Origin of the sequence: Collinsella sp. AM42-18AC (genome assembly GCF_003467965.1) — a bacterium.
Taxonomy (GTDB): Bacteria; Actinomycetota; Coriobacteriia; order Coriobacteriales; family Coriobacteriaceae; genus Collinsella.
The window spans coordinates 264,304-281,729 of sequence record NZ_QSFY01000001.1; the positions used below are offsets into that span (position 1 = coordinate 264,304).

The window sequence follows — 17,426 nt, forward strand, 5'->3', positions numbered from 1 at the left end:
GCAAACATATTCGCTCACAGGCGCCCGCTTGCTCCCCCAGCAAGCGGGCGCTTCATTTTTGACATGGCATGAATCAGAAGAGCCCGGCACCGTAGCGGTACCGGGCTCGATATTCCTCTGGTGCCCCCGGGCGGATTCGAACCGTCGACACCCGCTTTAGGAGAGCGGTGCTCTATCCCCTGAGCTACGGAGGCATGTTGTACTAGTGTAGCAGATTTGCGCCACTACCATGCAGCGCATAGCCACTCTTCGAGATAGTCGTCTGCGACGTTCTTTAATGACTAGTCGTTTAAGAACGTCCCAGGCGACTAGTCGCCTTTATGGAAGAGGCTTTTGATGACGGAGGGGATGCTCTTGGCGCCCTTGGCCGTCACATCGATAAAGTCGGGCGAACGAACGAGCTTGTCCTCGTCAATGTACTTACGCACCGCGCGAAGCGTTTCCTTGTCATTGCGCGTCGAAAACGTAAAGTGGCCATTCTCTTTGGTAAAGATGGCAAAACGCGTAATCTTCTTGGTGCCGCGCAAAACCTCGGCGGCAATATAGTCGACCTCGTCCCACGGGATTTGGATATAATCCTCGGGATTACGCTCGTTATAGTACTCAAACGCCTTATTGCCCACCATCACATTACCGTGACTGGTAAGCCCCATCAGGCAGGTTGCCGGCGTTGCCAAATCGACCGTGCTGTTCTGAGATTGCGCCATACGCGCCTCGCCCTCCAATAAAAACAATCGGACCGCATCCAGTGTACCCACCGGGTGCGGTCCGTTTCAATGGCTCAAAAGCCCTTGCCTAGCAACTCTCGGTCTTAAGCCGAAGCGTGCTTACATGAAGCCGCAGACGCGACCGATGATGCCGACGGCGAAGAGAGCCAGGATGATGACGATCGGGCTGACCTTCTTCTTGAGGAGCTTGCAGACCAGAAGGGTCAGGCACACGGCGGCAAGGCCGGGGATGAGCTGATCGAGGTTGGCCTGAAGCGTGGTGACCTTCACCGGGTCGAGTGCGTTGGCACCGACAGAGCTGTACATCGTCAGTGCCTGCTTGATGCCCTCAGAACCGGCGGGCAGGTTGGCCCAGTCGATATAGGCGCCAGCAGACTGCGTGACCTTGGAGACGACCGGGGTGAAGGAGATGGACACCCAGCGCTCGACCAGGGCGCCGATGATGAACATACCCAGGATGGAAGCACCCTCGGTGACCTTGCCCATCAGACCGCCGGAGAGGTCCTTGGCGATGGAGGAGCCGACCTTGTAGCCAAACTCCTGCGTGTACCACAGGAAAGCGTAACGGATGATGTTCCACGCGAAGAAGAACAGCAGCGGACCGGCGATGCTGCCGGACAGGGCCAGGGAAGCGCCCAGTGCGCCCAGAATCGGGCGAAGGGTGAACCAGAAGGCGGGGTCGCCGACGCCGGCGAGCGGGCCCATCATACCGACCTTGACGCCCTGAATGGCGACATCGTCAATCGGAGCACCGTTGGCGCGCTCCTCCTCGAGGGCGAGGGTAACGCCAATGACGGGGGCGGAAACATAGGGGTGGGTGTTATAGAACTCCAGGTGGCGCTTAAGAGCGGCAATCTGGTCATCCTTGCTGGTGTAGAGCTTCTTGATCGCAGGGATCATTGCGAAGCACCAGCCGCCGTTCTGCATACGCTCGTAGTTCCACGAGCCCTGAAGGAACTGATGACGGAAGCAAACCTTCTTACGGTCAGCCTTGGTGAGCTGAATCTTGTTCTCTGCCATATGTATCACTCCCCTCCTACTCGTAATCGTTCAGAATGTCGCCGAGCGGGTCACCGGAGCCACCGCCCATGCCGCCACCCTGCTTGGCCAGATCCTTAAGGCCAAGGTAGATGAGGGCAAGGGAGATGCCGATGAGGCCAAGGGCGATCAGCGTGAGCTGAGGGATGGCAGCAAGGACAAAGCCGAGGATGAAGAACGGCCAGGTCTCCTTGGTGGCCATCATGTTGATGACCATGGCGTAACCGACGGAAGCGACCATGCCGCCGCCGACAGCCATGCCGCCGGACAGCCAATCGGGCATAGCGTTAAGCGCGTTGGTAACAGCCTCGGCCGGGATGATGCACAGAAGTACTGCCGGGATGGCGATACGAACACCCTGCATGAGGATGCCGGCGTACTGCCAACGCTCGATGCCGGCGAAGTCGCCCTTCTCGGCGCAGGCGTCCATGCCGTGAACCATAGCGGTAGCCAGGGTACGGCAGATCATGGTCAGGAACAGACCAGCGACCGACAGCGGGACGGCGACGGCGATGGCGGCGGTAACGGCCTTGGCCGAATCGGTGGCGCCACCGTTGAGGGCGAGCACCATGATGATCGAAGAAGCGACCGAGGCCAGAGCGGCGTCAGGCGCGACGGCGGCGCCGACGTTAGCCCAGCCAAGGGCCATCATCTGGAGCGAACCGCCCAGGAGGATGCCCTCCTGAAGGTGACCGGTTACGAGACCGATAAGCGTGCATGCCACGAGCGGCTGATGGAACTGGAACTCATCCAGAATGCCTTCCATACCGGCAAGCAACGCGACAATCGCAACAAGCAGAATAGTGATTGCAGACATGTATCGGACCCTCCTTTACTATGCTTGAGCGGCCAGTTCGGCCTTAGCTTTCTTCAACATGGCGTCGAGATCCTCGGAGGAATCCGAAGGAACCTTGCGGACCTCGAACTTGACGCCCTTGGCCTTGAGAGCCTCGATGGTCTTGACGTCGTCATCGCCCATAGCGACAGCGTTAGTGACGACGACCTTGCCCTTGGAGTGGGCCATGGAACCGATGTTGGCTTCCTTGATGTCGACGCCGGCCTCGATGGCCCTGAGCAGATCCTGCGGGTTCTCGAACAGCAGCATCGCCTTGGTGTCGCCAAAGCGCGTGTCCTTGACGACCTCGGCCATCTTCTTGATGGGCACGACGTTGGCGTGGACTCCCGGAGGGGCAGCCTGCTCGATCATGGTCTTGCGGAGCTCGTCGTGAGCAACGCCGTCGGAGACCACGATGATGCGGTTGGGGTTGATCTGCTTGGTCCACGTGGTGGCCACCTGACCATGCAGCAGACGCGTGTCGATACGGACGTGGGCGATCTTGATGTGCCCGTCGCCGATCACCGTTCCCGGAGGAATGGCACCCGCAGGAGCAGCGGCGGCCGCAGCCGGCTTCTTCTCCTCGGGCTCCAGAGACTCGGGCTTGACGCGCACACCGGCCTTAGCCTCAGTCACGAGATGTTTTGCGATCGCATGTGCAGTGTTCTTTGCGTCAAAGCGCTGCGAATATGCCTCGATGAGCATAGGCAGGTTGACACCGGTGACGATAGCCCAGGAATCATGGCCCTCGATGAGACCGCTAATCTGGTTGAAGGGCGTGCCGCCCCACAGATCAACGAGGAAGAGCACCTGCTCCTGGTCCTCGAAGGAAGCGACTGCTTCCTCGACCTTGGCTCGGAAGTCGTCGGGGCCCATGCTCGGCTCGAGCGAGACCACGGCTACAGACGGCTGATCGCCAAAGACCATCGAGCCCGTCTGCTTGATTCCAGCCGCCAAGTCACCATGGCTAGCAAGAACAATACTTACCATCACATAACCTCCTTTTTGTCTACGTAATTCCTACACGACAGTTATGGAGTATAGCTGCAAATACAGCAGAATTGTTTGAAAAACTGCAAAAGGTAGCATTATTTGTTTAAACGTCTTGTTTTGTTACAAGCTGATTACATTCCAGTATTTTGGCTGATTTGCTGCTGAGGATTGATAGCTGATCTATTTACATGACCGAATTGAGCACGCTGTTCATTATTGCCGGTTTTAAACAGACACAAATGTGCTCGGGTTGAGGCTATTTCGTTTAAACAGATGGTGCTTGACTAATGGTAAGGAATATGCTCTAGGAAAGTAGTCGTTGGGGACGTTCTTTAATGACTAGTCGTTTAAGAACGTCCCCAACGACTAAGTTAGGCGATGTGGAGGGGGTTGGCGGCGTCGACGGCATCGGGGGCATCGGAGAGGCCGTCGGGGGCAGCGTCTGTCGGGTCCTCGTCGGGGGTCTCGATCTGCTTGATCATGACCTCCTGGCCCTGCAGCAGATAGGTCTCGCCGCTACCGCAATGGGGGCAGGTCTTGCCGTGCTCGACCGTCGCGTAGTCGCAGCCGCACGCCTCGCAATGCGTCACGGCCTCGACGGGCTCCACGATAAGCTCCGCGCCCTGCGTGATGGACTTTTTATCTGCCGCCCAGCGCCAAGCGTCGAGCAGCAAGTCGGGAACGACGCCCGAGACCTCGCCCAGCAGCAGCGTGACGCTCGAAACGCGACGCACGCCATTGGCGCGCGCCACGTTCTCAACATCGCGAATAATGTGATAAACGATTCCCAATTCATGCAAGGTAGAAACCTTTCAACAACGGTTGATGCGATGCAAACTCAAAGCAAGGGGACAGCGAAATCTAGTCTGCGCCGTCCCCTTACCCGCCATGGTTACCTATTTACGACCGAACTTGATTTTGATTGCACGCTTTAAAGCATACTTGCCAAGGCTCGGGAGCTTTTGCTCGTATTTGACCATCGTGGAGCACTCGGGGCGATCGCGATCCAGATGGATGGCATCGAACGCGCACTTGGTGGTGCACAGGCCGCAGCCGATGCACTTGTTGGGGTCGACGATTGAGGCACCGCAGCCAAGGCAACGGGCGGTCTCGGCGCGCACCTGCTCTTCGGTAAAGGTCTCGACGTACTCGCTGAAGGGCGCGGCCTTCTCGCGCTCGTGGTCCACGTGGGCAACCTCACGGCTCGCGTTGTCATAGCTCTCGATCACGACATCGTCGCGGTCGAGCGCGGCGTAGCGGCGCTGGTTGCGGCCGATGGTGAGCGTGGAGCCCGGCTGCACAAAGCGATGGATGGACACGGCGGCCTCGTGACCGGCGGCGATGGCGTCGATAGCAAAGCTGGGACCGGTGTAGACGTCGCCGCCCACAAAGATGTCGGGCTCGGCGGTCTGGTACGTCTGCGGATCGGCAAGGGCACCCTGGCTGCGGCCGAGCTCCACCTTGGAGCCAGCCAGCAGGTCGCCCCACACAATGGACTGGCCAATCGACATGACGACACGGTCGGCATCGACACGGCGCAAGTCGTTCTCGTCATACTCGGGCGCAAAACGGCCCTCGTCGTCAAAGACACGCGTGCAGCGCTTAAAGGTGATACCGCACACACGACCGGCCTCGTCCAGGTGAATCTCCTTGGGGCCCCAGCCGCAGCTAATGTGCGCGCCGTCCTCAATGGCCTCGCGACGCTCCTCCTCGCTGGCAGGCATCTTGACCTCGCTCTCCAGGCAGAACATCTCAACGTGCTCGGAACCCAGACGGCAGGCGTTGCGCGCGACATCGATGGCCACGTTGCCGCCGCCCACCACGATGGTGCGCCCGGGCAGCGCGTCGATCTTGCCGCTGTTGACCTCGCGCAAAAAGTCGACGGCCACGGTCACGTCCTCGGCATCCTCGCCCGGAATACCGGCAAGGCGGCCACCCTGGCAGCCAATGGCCACGTAAAAGGCTTTAAAGCCCTGCGCGCGAAGCTCGTCGAGCGTCACATCGCGACCGACCTCCACGCCATAGCGGAACTCGGCGCCCATCAGGCGAATGACCTCGACCTCGGCCTCGATAACGTCCTTCTGCAGCTTAAAGCTGGGAATGCCGTAGGTGAGCATGCCGCCCGGGCGCTCGTTTTTCTCGAACACGACGGGCTTGTAGCCCTTCTCGGCCAGATAGAAGGCGCAGGACAGACCGGCCGGACCGGCGCCGATGATGGCGATCTTCTGGTCGAAGCCGCCGGCACGCGTCGGGGTCACCACAGGTGGGACATAGCGAGTCGCGGCATCCAGATCGCGCTGGGCGATAAACTTCTTGACCTCGTCGATGGCCACGGCCTCGTCCACGCGACCGCGGGTGCAGGCATCCTCACAGCGGCGGTTGCACACACGGCCGCAGATAGCGGGCAACGGGTTCTCGCGCTTGATGAGCGCCAACGCCTCGTCATAGCGGCCCTGCGCCGCGAGCTTCAAATAGCCCTGAACGGCAACGTGCGCGGGGCAGGCCGTCTTGCAGGGAGCGGTGCCGGACTCATGCGTCTCGATACGGTTGTCGTTGCGGTAGTTGGGCGACCACTTGGTGTGGTCCCACTTGGTGGCATCGGGCAGCTCCTGGCGCGGATACTCGGGCACCTGTCCGCCAGCCTTTTTGCTACAGAGCTTCTGGCCCAGTTTGGCGGCGCCGGCCGGACACACCTCAACGCAGCGACCGCAGGCCACGCACTTGTCCTTCTCGACCTTGGCGACGTAGGCCGAGCGCGACAGGTTGGGCGTGTTGAACAGCTGCGAAGTGCGCAGGGCGTAGCACACGTTGACGTTGCAGTTGCAGATGGCGAAGATTTTGTTCTCACCGTCGATGTTGGTGATCTGGTGCACAAAGCCGTTGTCCTCGGCCTGGCGCAGGATGTCGTAGACCTCCTCGCGCGTCACATAATGGCCGCGGTCGGTCTCGACCACGTAGTCGGCCATATCGCCCACGGCGATGCACCAATCGGCCGGGTCGTCGGCGCAGCCCTCTCCCATCACGCGACGGCTCGCGCGGCAGCTGCAGGTGCTAGCGGCATACTTACCTTCGTATTTGTCGAGCCAATGCTCGATATGCTCGATCGGCACCGAGGTGCTCGCGGCATCGATGGCCTTCTCGACCGGAATGACATGCATGCCGATGCCGGCACCGCCGGGCGGCACCATCGGCGTGGCCTTGGACAGCGGTCCCTTGGACGCCTGCTCAAAGAACTTGGCATAGACCGGATGCTCCTCGAGCTGGCTCACGCGCATGTTGAGGAACTCGGCGGAACCCGGCACCAGCATGGGCAGCACCCACTGCTTGGCGCGCTCGGGGTTTTCCCAGTTGTACTCGAGCAGACCCGTGTAGCTCATGTCGTCGAGCATTTTTTCGATATCGGCCTCGGGCATGCCGGTGAGCTTGACCATCTCGGGCAGCGTATAGGGACGGCGCATCTTCATCTTGCAGAGCACTTCGGCCTGCTCGTCGGTTGCGGCCTCGGCAAACGACCAGTACTCGTAGCCCAGCAGCTCGTCGCGGTGCAGCAGGCGGTTGGTGCAGTGCTCACACAGTTTGACGATGGCCTCGCGCGGATGCTCCGGTATCGGCGGCACGAACTCCGCGCCGATATCGGGCTCGGTATAGCTAATCCCCGGTCCGTTGAGAATCATAGTCGTCCCTTCTCTTGCCACAGCCCGGCGAGACCGCAGCGCCCCTCTTTTTTTGCAGGCCGGGCATGCCCCCATGCCTTTCACCCGCCATTGTTGACATTGTGTCAAAAATAGTATTGACGAACCGTCAACAATATTCAAGACTGTTAGGCGAACGGTCAGGCAAAAGAGGATGAAAGGCGGCAAAACATGGGCAACAACGCAGCAGATATCTCTGTGGTCGATGCCGTCCCCGCATCCGATAGCGCGGCAAAACGCCTGACGGGCGACGAGCGCCGTCGCGAGATCCTCGCCGCTGTGCGCGCCGTGAGCGCCGAGCTTGGTGTGTCCCATCTTTCGGTATCGGCCGTGACCAAGCGGGCTGGCTGCACGCGTTCGCTGTTCTACCACTACTTTGCCGATATGGATGCCGCCGTCACCGCCGTTATGGACGAGGCAATCGACGGCTTTATCGCCGAGCTCGAGCAGTGGAACGCCAGCCGCACGGTTGGCGACATCGAAGGCGCACTCGACACCGTTGCTCCGCTCTTTAAGCGCCTGGTCGTGAGCGGCCACGAGTTGCCGAGCACGCTCACCTCGAGCAGCGGCGCGCTCTACGGCGGCTTTTTGCACAACGTGGTCCAGCGCGTGGCGCAGTATATCTGCGATACCACCGTGGTGGATTTTGTCGCCCATCATGAGCTACGCATCGACCATGTCTACGAGACGTTCTACACCCTCATTATGGGGTTGTTGATGTATATCCGCACGCACCCCGATGTGCCCGACGAGACGGTCAAGGAAATCATCGCCTCGACACTCCACATCGAGGGCTATACCGCCAAGTATCCGGAGCGCAAGCCCCAGAACTGACGACATTTGGCCAAACTGCCCGCGATCAGAAGAGGGGCCGCGGGCGTGTGAAAGGAGAGCAGCATGCTGTTCGATGTTTGGGGTAGCGATACCCTTATCCACTGGGCCGGCTGGGCCATGGTCTTTATTGGCCTGATCGTGCTCAACGAGATCGGCCGCCGCACCAAGCTGGGCGCGGCAATCATCTTTGGCGTGGCTCCGCTGGCCATGACCATCTACTGCGTCGCTATCGCCATCGGCGTTTCGCAGGGCGCCGAGTGGGCGCTCACCAACCCCACCCATGTGTACCAGAACAGCTGGTTCCACTACGCCAAGGTCTACGCGGCGTTGGCCGGTTGCTGGGGCTTCATCGCCATTAAGTATCAGTGGGGCAAGATCGGCAAGGCGCACTGGTTCCGCGCGTGGCCGTTTGTGATCGTCGCCATCAACATCATGATCGCCGTCGTGTCCGACTTTGAGAGCGCCTATCACTTCTTTGTCCTGGGCCAGTCCACTTGGGTCACCTCCGAAGGTGCTACGCAGCTTGCTGGCTGGAACAACGTGTTCAACGGCATCGCCGGTATCATCAACATCTTCTGCATGACCGGTTGGTGGAGCGTCTACGCCTCCGAGGACAAGACCGACATGCTGTGGCCCGACATGACCTGGGTCTACATCATCGCCTACGATATCTGGAACTTCTGCTACACCTACAACTGCCTGCCCGCCCACTCCTGGTTCTGCGGCTTTGCGCTGCTGCTGGCGCCCACCGTCGCCGCCTTTATCTGGAACAAGGGCGGTTGGATCCAGAACCGCGCCTTTACGCTGGCCATTTGGTGCATGTTTGCCCAGGTGTTCCCGTACTTCCAGGAGGAGTCCATCTTTGTGACCCACTCCACGCTCGACCCCAGCGCCGCTACTGCGGTCTCGATCGCCGCACTGGTCGCCAACATCGCCGCGATCATCTACATCGCCTACCGCGCCAAGAAGCTCGGCCGCAATCCCTACAAGCAGGATGTCTTTGAGGGCACCAGCGATTGGGAGAAGGCTACCGCTCGCCGCGCCAAGGTGGATTACGCACACGCCGAGTAACGCGCTCGCTGCCGTCCGCATTTGGATGTAGGCGCGTCTCTTTGGCTCCGTAATCTCGCGTTATGCGCAGCCCCCGGAAAGCAATTCGTTTGCTTTCCGGGGGCTTTTTGCTGTCGCGCGTGCATTCATGCACATATTCACAATGTATCGCGCAGATAAAATCGAATTTCCGACTGCACGCCAGCTCTATGTGACCTTAATTTTGGGTACATTGTTGTCCCGATATTGAGCTTGGGGGATATATGGAAAATGAGACGAGGGGCCAAGAGGACGCGGCCCAAGATGCAGCGGCGTGCGCCGAGGCCTTGGAGAGCCTAGACCGGTTTTCGCTGGACGAAGTTGCGTTTGACGAGACAATCGCCGACATGCAGGACGCGGCGGGCGATGGCATACCGGATACGGGCGACGACGTCGAGGATGCTCGCGATGAAGCCGATGTCGAAAAAGGCGATGACGAGGGCAATGGCCAACCGGAACCCAACGCGGGAGATGAGACCTCCCTGCTTGGCGACTTGCCCGTCGACGAATCGCTCACCCGCGAGCTCCCCGGCTTGGGCTCTGCGCCAGTCGTCGACGAGACCATCGCCATGGGAGATATTCCCCTGCCGTCCGCTCCCTCGGCACACGAAGCCGAGGTTCGTCATCGTAAGATGTCGCCCAAGCGCCGCAATCTGATGGTCGCCGGTGTCGTGGCCGTCGCGCTCGTCGCCGGCGGTGCAGGCTATGCTGCCTGGAACGGATATCAGCAAGAGCAGGCTGCCGCTGTCGCCGCCAATGCCCACACGATGATGTCAGTGCAGATTGGCGTGCATGCCGCGGGCCTCAACTGTTCCACTGGCTCCAAGATTCCCGTACAGGTGAGCGGTCAGGATTCTGACGGCTCCTCCGTGAGCGAAACGCTCTATGTTGACGAGCACGGCCGCGGCATCAAACTGCTGCCCGGCGATTACACGCTCTCCATCGCTGCCTCCCCCATCGCGGCCGACGGCACTATCTATACCGTCCCGACCACCAAGGCGCAGGTCACCGTTAAGAGCGATGGACAGGATTTAAGTGCCCAGGCTACCTTTAAGCTCAAGGTGCCTTCGGCCGACACGGTAACCGACGACCAGATCGATGCCGCCGCCAAATATGCCGAGGAGGGAGGTGCGAGCTCCGCCGCCACCGCCAAGGTGCTCCAGCAGGCGGCAACCGCGCGGCGCGATGCCGCCGTCAATGCCGTGAGCGCGCAAAAGGCACAGGCGGCCCGTGATGCCGACGCCCGCCACAAGGCAACCGACCTTTACCAGCTCGATATCCCCGTCGAGTGGTACGGCAAGGTCGAGACTTGGCAAAATGGCAGCACGCTATGCATCTATCTTGCCGGCGACAGCGATACACCGATTGTGACGCTCGTCGCAGTGCGCGAGGGCGAGAGCTTTACGCCCGATGAGGGCGATACGGTTTTGGGTGCGGCCAACCTAGGCAACGGTTATACCGTCTACGCCAGCGGTCCCGTCTATCCGTACGTGGTGCCCCAGACCATCAACGGACGGACGCAGAATCCCGTGTCGACCTACCCTATGGACTCGGCCATTGAGCTTGTCGAGCTCACGACCGGCAACCGCTACACCTATAGCCAGATCAAGAACGTACTGGTCGGCAAAGACGGCAAGGCCGACGCCGCGACCAAACTCGAGACCGACTACCTCGCCCAGATTCTGTTGCCGAGCATCAAGGCCCAGGACTAGCGGACCATGACACCTGAGTCCTGGCCTCGCAAATCCATAGACGATTAGGAAAGGAGCCACTTCCATGCGGGCACAGCATGTACCACGCCGTGTTTGCATGGAATATCGGCCTGCTCATCCATGGTAACGATTACCGACTCGCCAAGATCAAACTGGGCCATCGCGGCATCGAGCGCGGCAATTTCGCGCTCGCGCGTTTTCTCGCTTGTCATATCCACACTTACCTGAATCAGGCCGTAAGCCTGCATGAGCAGTGCATCCCCAGCCACAAAGTCCACCTCATGGCTTTTATTCTTATCTTTAATCAGCAGGCGGCAAACCGAACCGGGCCGCACGGCGGGGGTCCTTCTTCTGAGCGCATTGAACACCGCGGTCTCGAGCCTCTGACCATGATCCAATGCCGATGCGGGGGAGAACGCTCCGAACATCGCAGGATCGACGGCGTAGACCTTAGACGCAGACCGCGTATTATTTGCAAGCGAACGCGTGAACTCCGGCACCGAAAACAGCAGGTAGGCATCCTCGTAATACTCAAGTAAGTCGCTGAGCGTATTTCGACTGACGGATATCTGTCTGCTCTTGAACTCGTTGTACACTTTGTTCACTGACAGCTCTCGTCCCGAAGATGCCATGCACCGCGCCAGAAACAGCGAGGCCAAACGGGGGTTCTTGACGTCGTAACGTTCAACGACGTCCATGGCGACCGTTCGCGACGCATATTCCTGTAGCAGCTGAATCGCGTCTGCGGGCGTCTGCTCAAGTGTCGCGATGAATCCCCCTCGCTCGAGATATCCGACCAGATGGTGTCGGAGCAACGCTGCATCGCTCGAGGAGAAGGGTGCGTTCGACTCAGGAACGCTCCCCGTCTTATATCGGACGTATTCCGAAAAACTCAACGGAAAAAGCTCTCGCACAAGAGAACGGCCCCTGAACTCGCTCTTAAGTTCTGAGGACAGCATCTTAGAAGAAGATCCCGTCACGTAAACGGTCGCCTTCTCCGTATCGACCACGCGTCGCAGAAACGCACCCCATTCGGGTATTTCCTGGATCTCGTCAAAGAAAAGGTAGGCGCCCTCGCCTCGAGCAGCAGGATATAGTGCATAGAATGTATCGAGCACGTCCGCTAGTAGCGATGGCTCATACGGACGCAAGCGCTCATCCTCAAAATTGAAATATAGCATCCGGTCAAGCTCGACGCCTTGGCCCTGAAGCCGCCGTATCTCCTGATACAGGCGATACGTCTTTCCACAACGACGGGCGCCCACAATCACATATACGATGTTGTCGCGCTTTGGCTCCTGCGGGTTGCCCAGATCAAGGTCGCGCTCAAAGACCTGCGGAATCCCCTGTTGCTCAAAGTCCTTTATTTTTTGAGCCACCAAGTCGTTGAATGCCATAATTCTCCAATCTTGCTCTCCTGCTAATCAAGATTATAACGATTCTTGATTAGCAGGAGAGCAAGATTATGCGTATCTTGATTAATGGATAAGCAAGTTTTCTATTAGTGGCCGCTCCCGGAGGATATCGAGCGGCCGAGGGGGGCAGGCATGAACGCCTCTAGCCGAAAACAAAGTAGCTAAAAAAGCCCCGTCCCAAATGAGCTACTTAACGCCAGGGGTCGGCTTCGAAGAGGGGCTCGCGCTCGGGGCGACGATCGCTATAAGGATCGTAGCCGTCGTCATCCTCGTTCTCGGCACGGATGTAGGGGTCGCGCGGCTTGGGCACAGGCTTGGGCACAGACTTGGGTGCGGCCGGCGCGGCGTTGGCGACCGGCGCATTCGTCTTGTTCTTGTCTATCATCTGCATATCTCCTTGCCATGCAATCGTGTTCAACATTATCGATTGTCGCACGAAAAAGGGCGGCGGACCCAATTGGATCCGCCGCCCTTGGCGTTTAGAGACGGCTGGCAGATTTTAAGGCATGTCCCATAAATCTACTCGGCGTCGGGGACCTCGTAGGTAGCAGACGGCGTGTTGTCGCACACGACGGTAAAGCCGCCGTCCTTGTCGGCATCGACCGTCACCTGATCGCCCTCGCGCACCGTACCGTCGATGATGGCGGCGGCGATGGCGTCCACGACCTCGCGCTGGACCAGGCGCTTGAGCGGACGGGCACCGAACACGGGGTCCAGGCCACCCACGGCGAGCATCTGCTTGGCCGCCGGGGTGATGGCAAGCGTCATGCGCTCCTTGGCCAGACGCGCGCGGACGTCGGCAAGCTGGATGTCGACGATCTTCTCGATCTGCGCCATGCCGAGCGGATGGAACACCACGATATCGTCGATACGGTTGAGGAACTCGGGGCGGAAGGTCTGAGCCATGGCGGCGTCGACCTGATGGCGCATCTCCTCCTCGTCCTTACCGGACAGATCGGCGATGGCCTTGGAGCCCACGTTAGACGTCATGATGATGATCGTGTTCTTGAAGGACACCTGGCGACCCTGGCCATCGGTCAGACGGCCGTCATCAAGCACCTGCAGCAGCACGTTAAAGACATCCGGATGAGCCTTCTCCATCTCGTCGAGCAAAATCACGGAGTACGGACGACGGCGCACGGCCTCGGTAAGCTGGCCGCCCTCGTCGTAACCCACGTATCCCGGAGGCGCACCGATCAGACGTTGGACGCTGGACTTCTCCATGTACTCGGACATGTCGATACGCACGAGCGCACGCTCGTCATCGAACAGGCACTCGGCAAGCGCCTTGGCGAGCTCGGTCTTGCCCACGCCGGTGGGGCCCAGGAAGAAGAAGCTGCCGATGGGCTTGTCCGGATCGGAGAGGCCCGCACGGCTGCGACGCACGGCCGCGGCGACAGCGGAGACCGCCTCGTCCTGGCCGATGACGCGCTTATGCAGCTCGCCCTCCAAGCCCTTCAGCTTGTCGAGCTCGCCCTGCATCATCTTGGAGACGGGCACGCCGGTCCAAGCGCTCACGACCTCAGCGATCTCATCGGAGGTCACCTGTTCGTTGAGGCCTTCGCCGTCCTGCTGCTTTTGCGCCTCGAGCGCAGCCTCGGAATCCTGAATCTGCTGCTGCAGGCCCGGAATCACGGAGTAGCGCAGCTCGGACGCACGGCCCAGGTCGCCGTTGCGCGTCGCACGCTCCTCTTCGCTCTTGGCCTCGTCGAGCTGCCCCTTGAGCTCCTGCACGTGGTCGATAGCGTTCTTCTGGTTGAGCCAGCCGGCCTTTTGCACGTTGAGCTTTTCTTGGACCTCAGCGATCTCTTGGCGCAGAGCCTCCAGACGCTCCTTGGAGGCCTCGTCGGTCTCCTTCATGAGCGCCTGTTCCTCAATCTGCAGCTGAGTGAGCTGACGCGTGGTGGCATCGATCTCGACCGGCATGCTGTCGAGCTCCATGCGCAGGCGGCTTGCCGCTTCATCGACCAGGTCGATGGCCTTGTCGGGCAGAAAACGGTCGGCGATGTAGCGATCGGAGAGGTCGGCAGCTGCCACGAGCGCGCTATCGGTGATATGCACGCCGTGGAAGATCTCGTACTTCTCCTTGAGGCCACGCAGGATGGAGATGGTGTCCTCGACGGTAGGCTCGCTCACCATAACAGTCTGGAAACGACGGGCGAGTGCCGCGTCCTTCTCGATGTACTTGCGGTACTCGTCGAGCGTAGTCGCTCCGATCGCGTGCAGGTCGCCACGGGCAAGCGCCGGCTTCAGGATGTTGCCGGCGTCCATGGAGCCCTCGGTGGCACCCGCGCCCACGATGGTGTGGAGCTCATCGATGAACAGGATGACCTTGCCCTCGGACTTTTGCACTTCCTTGAGCACGGCCTTCAAGCGGTCCTCGAACTCGCCACGATACTTGGCGCCGGCGACCAGCGCGCTCATGTCGAGCTCGATGAGGTCGCGATCGCGCAGGGTGCTCGGCACGTCGCCGGCCACGATACGCTGGGCGATGCCCTCGACGATGGCCGTCTTGCCGACGCCCGGCTCGCCGATGAGCACGGGGTTGTTCTTGGTGCGGCGGGACAGAACCTGAATGGTACGACGGATCTCGTCGGTACGGCCGATGACCGGGTCGAGCTTGCCGGCACGGGCAAGGTCGCAGATATTGCGGCCGTACTGCTCCAGCACCTCAAACTGGGTCTTGTCCTCGGCAGACGTCACGCGGTCATCACCGCGCAGCTCCTCGTAGACTTGCTCGATGCGCTCCTTGGTGACGCCGGCGTCGCGCAGAACACGGCCGGCCTCGCCCTTGTCCTCGGCAAGCGCCATCAGCAGATGCTCGGTCACCACAAAGCTGTCGCCCATCTTGGTGGCCTTCTTTTCGGCCTTCTCGATAACGCGGACGAGCTCATTGGACAGGCCCATCTGCTGGCCCTCGCCCGAAACCTTGGGCACGCGGTCGATGGCATCTTGTGTGGAGCGTGCAAGCTGGGCCGGGTCGGCGCCGATGCGCTCGATGATCACGGAGATATTGCGCTCGCCGGCACCAAGCAGGGCAGACAGCAGGTGAATCGGCTCCACCGCGCCGGCCTGCGCGTCGGCAGCCGTGCTCATGGCGGTCTGCAGCGCCTCGCGCGACGTCATTGCTAGCTTATCGATTCTCATGGAATCACCTCTCTTGGGGCGGCCGCCCTACGGGGCGGCTTCACGTTGTTCGAGAAGTATTGTTGCCAGCTTTGTACGATCTTATACACAAATCTAAGTCTCTATATATAAGATTTTCTGAGTGATTGATGGATAGGGTACTGAGATGTCAGCCCGTCGCTGCCCAGGCGCACTACCATCTCGATCTATAACATCTAGCAGCCATTTTTGATCCTAGATGTTACAGATCGAGACAGACCGAAAACCACCACAAAGAGGACAGGCACCTTTGTGGTGGTCGCGGTCTCTACTCCTTCGCCGAACCCGTACTTCCCGATTCGACGGTCCAGGGCATCTCATCCTCGAACAGCCATGTACGGGCAGACCCACTATCGCGTGCAGTCTGCGGGTCAGGCAAGCAGGTCTGTTTATAGGCATCTTGGATACACTGACCCATAAAATCGTTGAGCTCGGTCTGGTCGCCCTCCATGACATAGGCGACATCGCCGTCCATGATGTAGATGCCCGGACCCTCATTGCCCTCGTAGCCCGGATCGTACGAGACATCACATAACTTTGCGCCGTTTGCAGTGTCCAGCTCGATGGACGAGTGGCATCCGCCAACCATGTCGTTCGCTTTTGCCCGATAGGACGCATATCCGTACCAACGCTTAAAGGTTTTGCCCTTGAGTAGCTCGGACGCCCTATCGATCAGGCTTGTATCCGTGGTATAGCGCATGGCCCCAAGCTGAATACGCGGATAATTGCTAATACCCAGCACAGCCGGCTGCTCATCAAAATCAACGGTAATGGTCTCGGGCTTGTCGTCGCCGGTCAGAAGTTCGACAGATTGAGTCACAGGCTTGACCACCGGCTCCGTCACCGCAGCAGGTAGAAATGCCATACCGACAGCGCCCGCGCCAACCACAGCGATCGCAAGCGCCAAGACAATCAATCCAATACGGGCAGAACGGCTCACGGCAAAACACCCCACAATGCAAACCTTCGCCACCTGCACTAATGATACCGCCAGCTAACACTATTACCAAAAGAAGCCGCGCGCTCCTCACCACCACAAAGGGGACAGGCACCTTTGTGGTGGTTTTCGACGCTAACGGTCGACCATCTCGCGCAATGAGATTAAACTTGAATTGCTCTCTGAACATATCCATTTCTGCCTATCCTCAACAGATCTTTGTCTCGAGGAGCGCATATGAAGCCGCCTCATTCCACCGGTCGCAACGTCATCGCCATTCTCGCCATACCCATCGTGATGCTCTTCCTTATCGTCATCACGCCCTTTTCCCTTGGTATCACCTCGCCCTTCGATTTATGCGGAATGGTCGACGCCGGCTCGCGTGCCACCTCGCTCTCCTTTATCTGTCGCGGCGTGTTTTACGAAGATGGAATTCCCACCGGAAGTTGGCAGTCAAAGTTGCCACTGCTCGGTCAGATCGACGGATGCTCCCCCTATTTCTGCCTTGGACCTCAGACGCTAAACTATCTAATCGACGACCAGCCACTCGACTTCATCACCCTCGCCTACGACTACGCACCAAACACCGATGAGCGCCACATGAACCAAGTCCTCGACAAGATGCTTGGACAGTGCGGGCTCACCGAGGAGGCCGGTCGAACCATCTATAGCAACCAGAAATTAAAGCGAACAGAACTCCGCCGTGTCGGAAAAATCAAAGGGCGAAACGGGGCCGCCTACTGGGATGCCTGGGCAACACGCGACAAGGGCGAATTCGGACACAGCACCTATATGGTCACTGTCTACACCAAAGACGGAATTAAGGACAATGTTGACGATTTCGCGTCATCCAAACTCGGCATCCCCAAAACAACCAAACCCGCCAACCCGGATGAAATCCTGTAGGGACATTTATTGAACTGTCCCTCAACGAGCGCGGCCATATCGAGCTCGCCCCACCACCACAAAGGCGCCTGTCCCCTTTGTG

14 protein-coding genes and 1 tRNA gene are annotated in these 17,426 nt (G+C 59.5%); 4 read left to right on the forward strand and 11 right to left on the reverse strand.

Annotated elements, in window-relative coordinates:
• Nucleotides 1–118: 118 nt before the first annotated feature.
• From DW913_RS01070 to DW913_RS01100, 7 genes are all read right to left on the reverse strand, one after another.
• Nucleotides 119–194 (reverse strand) — tRNA-Arg (locus tag DW913_RS01070).
• Nucleotides 195–308: 114 nt separating this feature from the next.
• Nucleotides 309–707, reverse strand: coding sequence for a DUF956 family protein (locus tag DW913_RS01075; RefSeq protein ID WP_117736764.1), 399 nt, complete (start codon nucleotides 705–707; stop codon nucleotides 309–311).
• Nucleotides 708–827: 120 nt separating this feature from the next.
• Complete coding sequence (locus tag DW913_RS01080; RefSeq protein WP_117564942.1) at nucleotides 828–1,748, reverse strand: PTS system mannose/fructose/sorbose family transporter subunit IID; 921 nt, start codon at nucleotides 1,746–1,748, stop codon at nucleotides 828–830.
• Between the two features lie 16 nt (nucleotides 1,749–1,764).
• On the reverse strand, nucleotides 1,765–2,583 hold the full coding sequence (locus DW913_RS01085; RefSeq protein WP_089573274.1) for a PTS mannose/fructose/sorbose transporter subunit IIC: 819 nt from the start codon (nucleotides 2,581–2,583) through the stop codon (nucleotides 1,765–1,767).
• 18 nt (nucleotides 2,584–2,601) lie between these two features.
• Nucleotides 2,602–3,591 (reverse strand): PTS sugar transporter subunit IIB, encoded by a 990-nt coding sequence (locus DW913_RS01090; RefSeq protein WP_117637934.1) that lies wholly within the window; start codon nucleotides 3,589–3,591, stop codon nucleotides 2,602–2,604.
• A gap of 374 nt (nucleotides 3,592–3,965) precedes the next feature.
• Nucleotides 3,966–4,394, reverse strand: coding sequence for a hydrogenase maturation nickel metallochaperone HypA (locus DW913_RS01095; RefSeq protein WP_117797278.1), 429 nt, complete (start codon nucleotides 4,392–4,394; stop codon nucleotides 3,966–3,968).
• 96 nt (nucleotides 4,395–4,490) lie between these two features.
• A complete protein-coding gene (locus DW913_RS01100; RefSeq protein WP_199580707.1) occupies nucleotides 4,491–7,268 on the reverse strand; it encodes an FAD-dependent oxidoreductase in 2,778 nt (925 codons plus the stop codon).
• 189 nt (nucleotides 7,269–7,457) lie between these two features.
• Between DW913_RS01100 and DW913_RS01105 the strand changes: the two genes are divergently transcribed.
• The 3 genes from DW913_RS01105 to DW913_RS01115 all read left to right on the forward strand — a co-directional run bounded on the left by DW913_RS01105 (nucleotide 7,458) and on the right by DW913_RS01115 (nucleotide 10,921).
• Nucleotides 7,458–8,120, forward strand: coding sequence for a TetR/AcrR family transcriptional regulator (locus tag DW913_RS01105; protein WP_117634468.1), 663 nt, complete (start codon nucleotides 7,458–7,460; stop codon nucleotides 8,118–8,120).
• A 63-nt stretch (nucleotides 8,121–8,183) separates the two neighbouring features.
• Entirely contained in the window at nucleotides 8,184–9,191 is a 1,008-nt protein-coding gene (locus DW913_RS01110) for a DUF5692 family protein (RefSeq protein WP_117634470.1), read from the forward strand.
• Between the two features lie 242 nt (nucleotides 9,192–9,433).
• On the forward strand, nucleotides 9,434–10,921 hold the full coding sequence (locus DW913_RS01115; RefSeq protein ID WP_117797280.1) for a hypothetical protein: 1,488 nt from the start codon (nucleotides 9,434–9,436) through the stop codon (nucleotides 10,919–10,921).
• Between the two features lie 44 nt (nucleotides 10,922–10,965).
• On the opposite strand, the gene DW913_RS01120 is transcribed toward DW913_RS01115, so the two are convergent.
• From DW913_RS01120 to DW913_RS01135, 4 genes are all read right to left on the reverse strand, one after another.
• Nucleotides 10,966–12,318, reverse strand: a complete 1,353-nt coding sequence (locus DW913_RS01120) for an ATP-binding protein (protein ID WP_055250796.1) — start codon at nucleotides 12,316–12,318, stop codon at nucleotides 10,966–10,968.
• Between the two features lie 208 nt (nucleotides 12,319–12,526).
• The gene (locus DW913_RS01125; protein ID WP_233539944.1) at nucleotides 12,527–12,721 is read right to left on the reverse strand and encodes a hypothetical protein; all 195 of its coding nucleotides are present in this window, start codon (nucleotides 12,719–12,721) and stop codon (nucleotides 12,527–12,529) included.
• A 134-nt stretch (nucleotides 12,722–12,855) separates the two neighbouring features.
• Nucleotides 12,856–15,483 (reverse strand): ATP-dependent chaperone ClpB, encoded by a 2,628-nt coding sequence (gene clpB / locus DW913_RS01130; protein ID WP_117797282.1) that lies wholly within the window; start codon nucleotides 15,481–15,483, stop codon nucleotides 12,856–12,858.
• A 286-nt stretch (nucleotides 15,484–15,769) separates the two neighbouring features.
• A complete protein-coding gene (locus DW913_RS01135) occupies nucleotides 15,770–16,441 on the reverse strand; it encodes a hypothetical protein (protein ID WP_147329350.1) in 672 nt (223 codons plus the stop codon).
• A 234-nt stretch (nucleotides 16,442–16,675) separates the two neighbouring features.
• On the opposite strand from DW913_RS01135, the gene DW913_RS01140 reads away from it, so the two are divergent.
• The gene (locus DW913_RS01140) at nucleotides 16,676–17,344 is read left to right on the forward strand and encodes a hypothetical protein (protein ID WP_117797287.1); all 669 of its coding nucleotides are present in this window, start codon (nucleotides 16,676–16,678) and stop codon (nucleotides 17,342–17,344) included.
• Nucleotides 17,345–17,426: the final 82 nt, after the last annotated feature.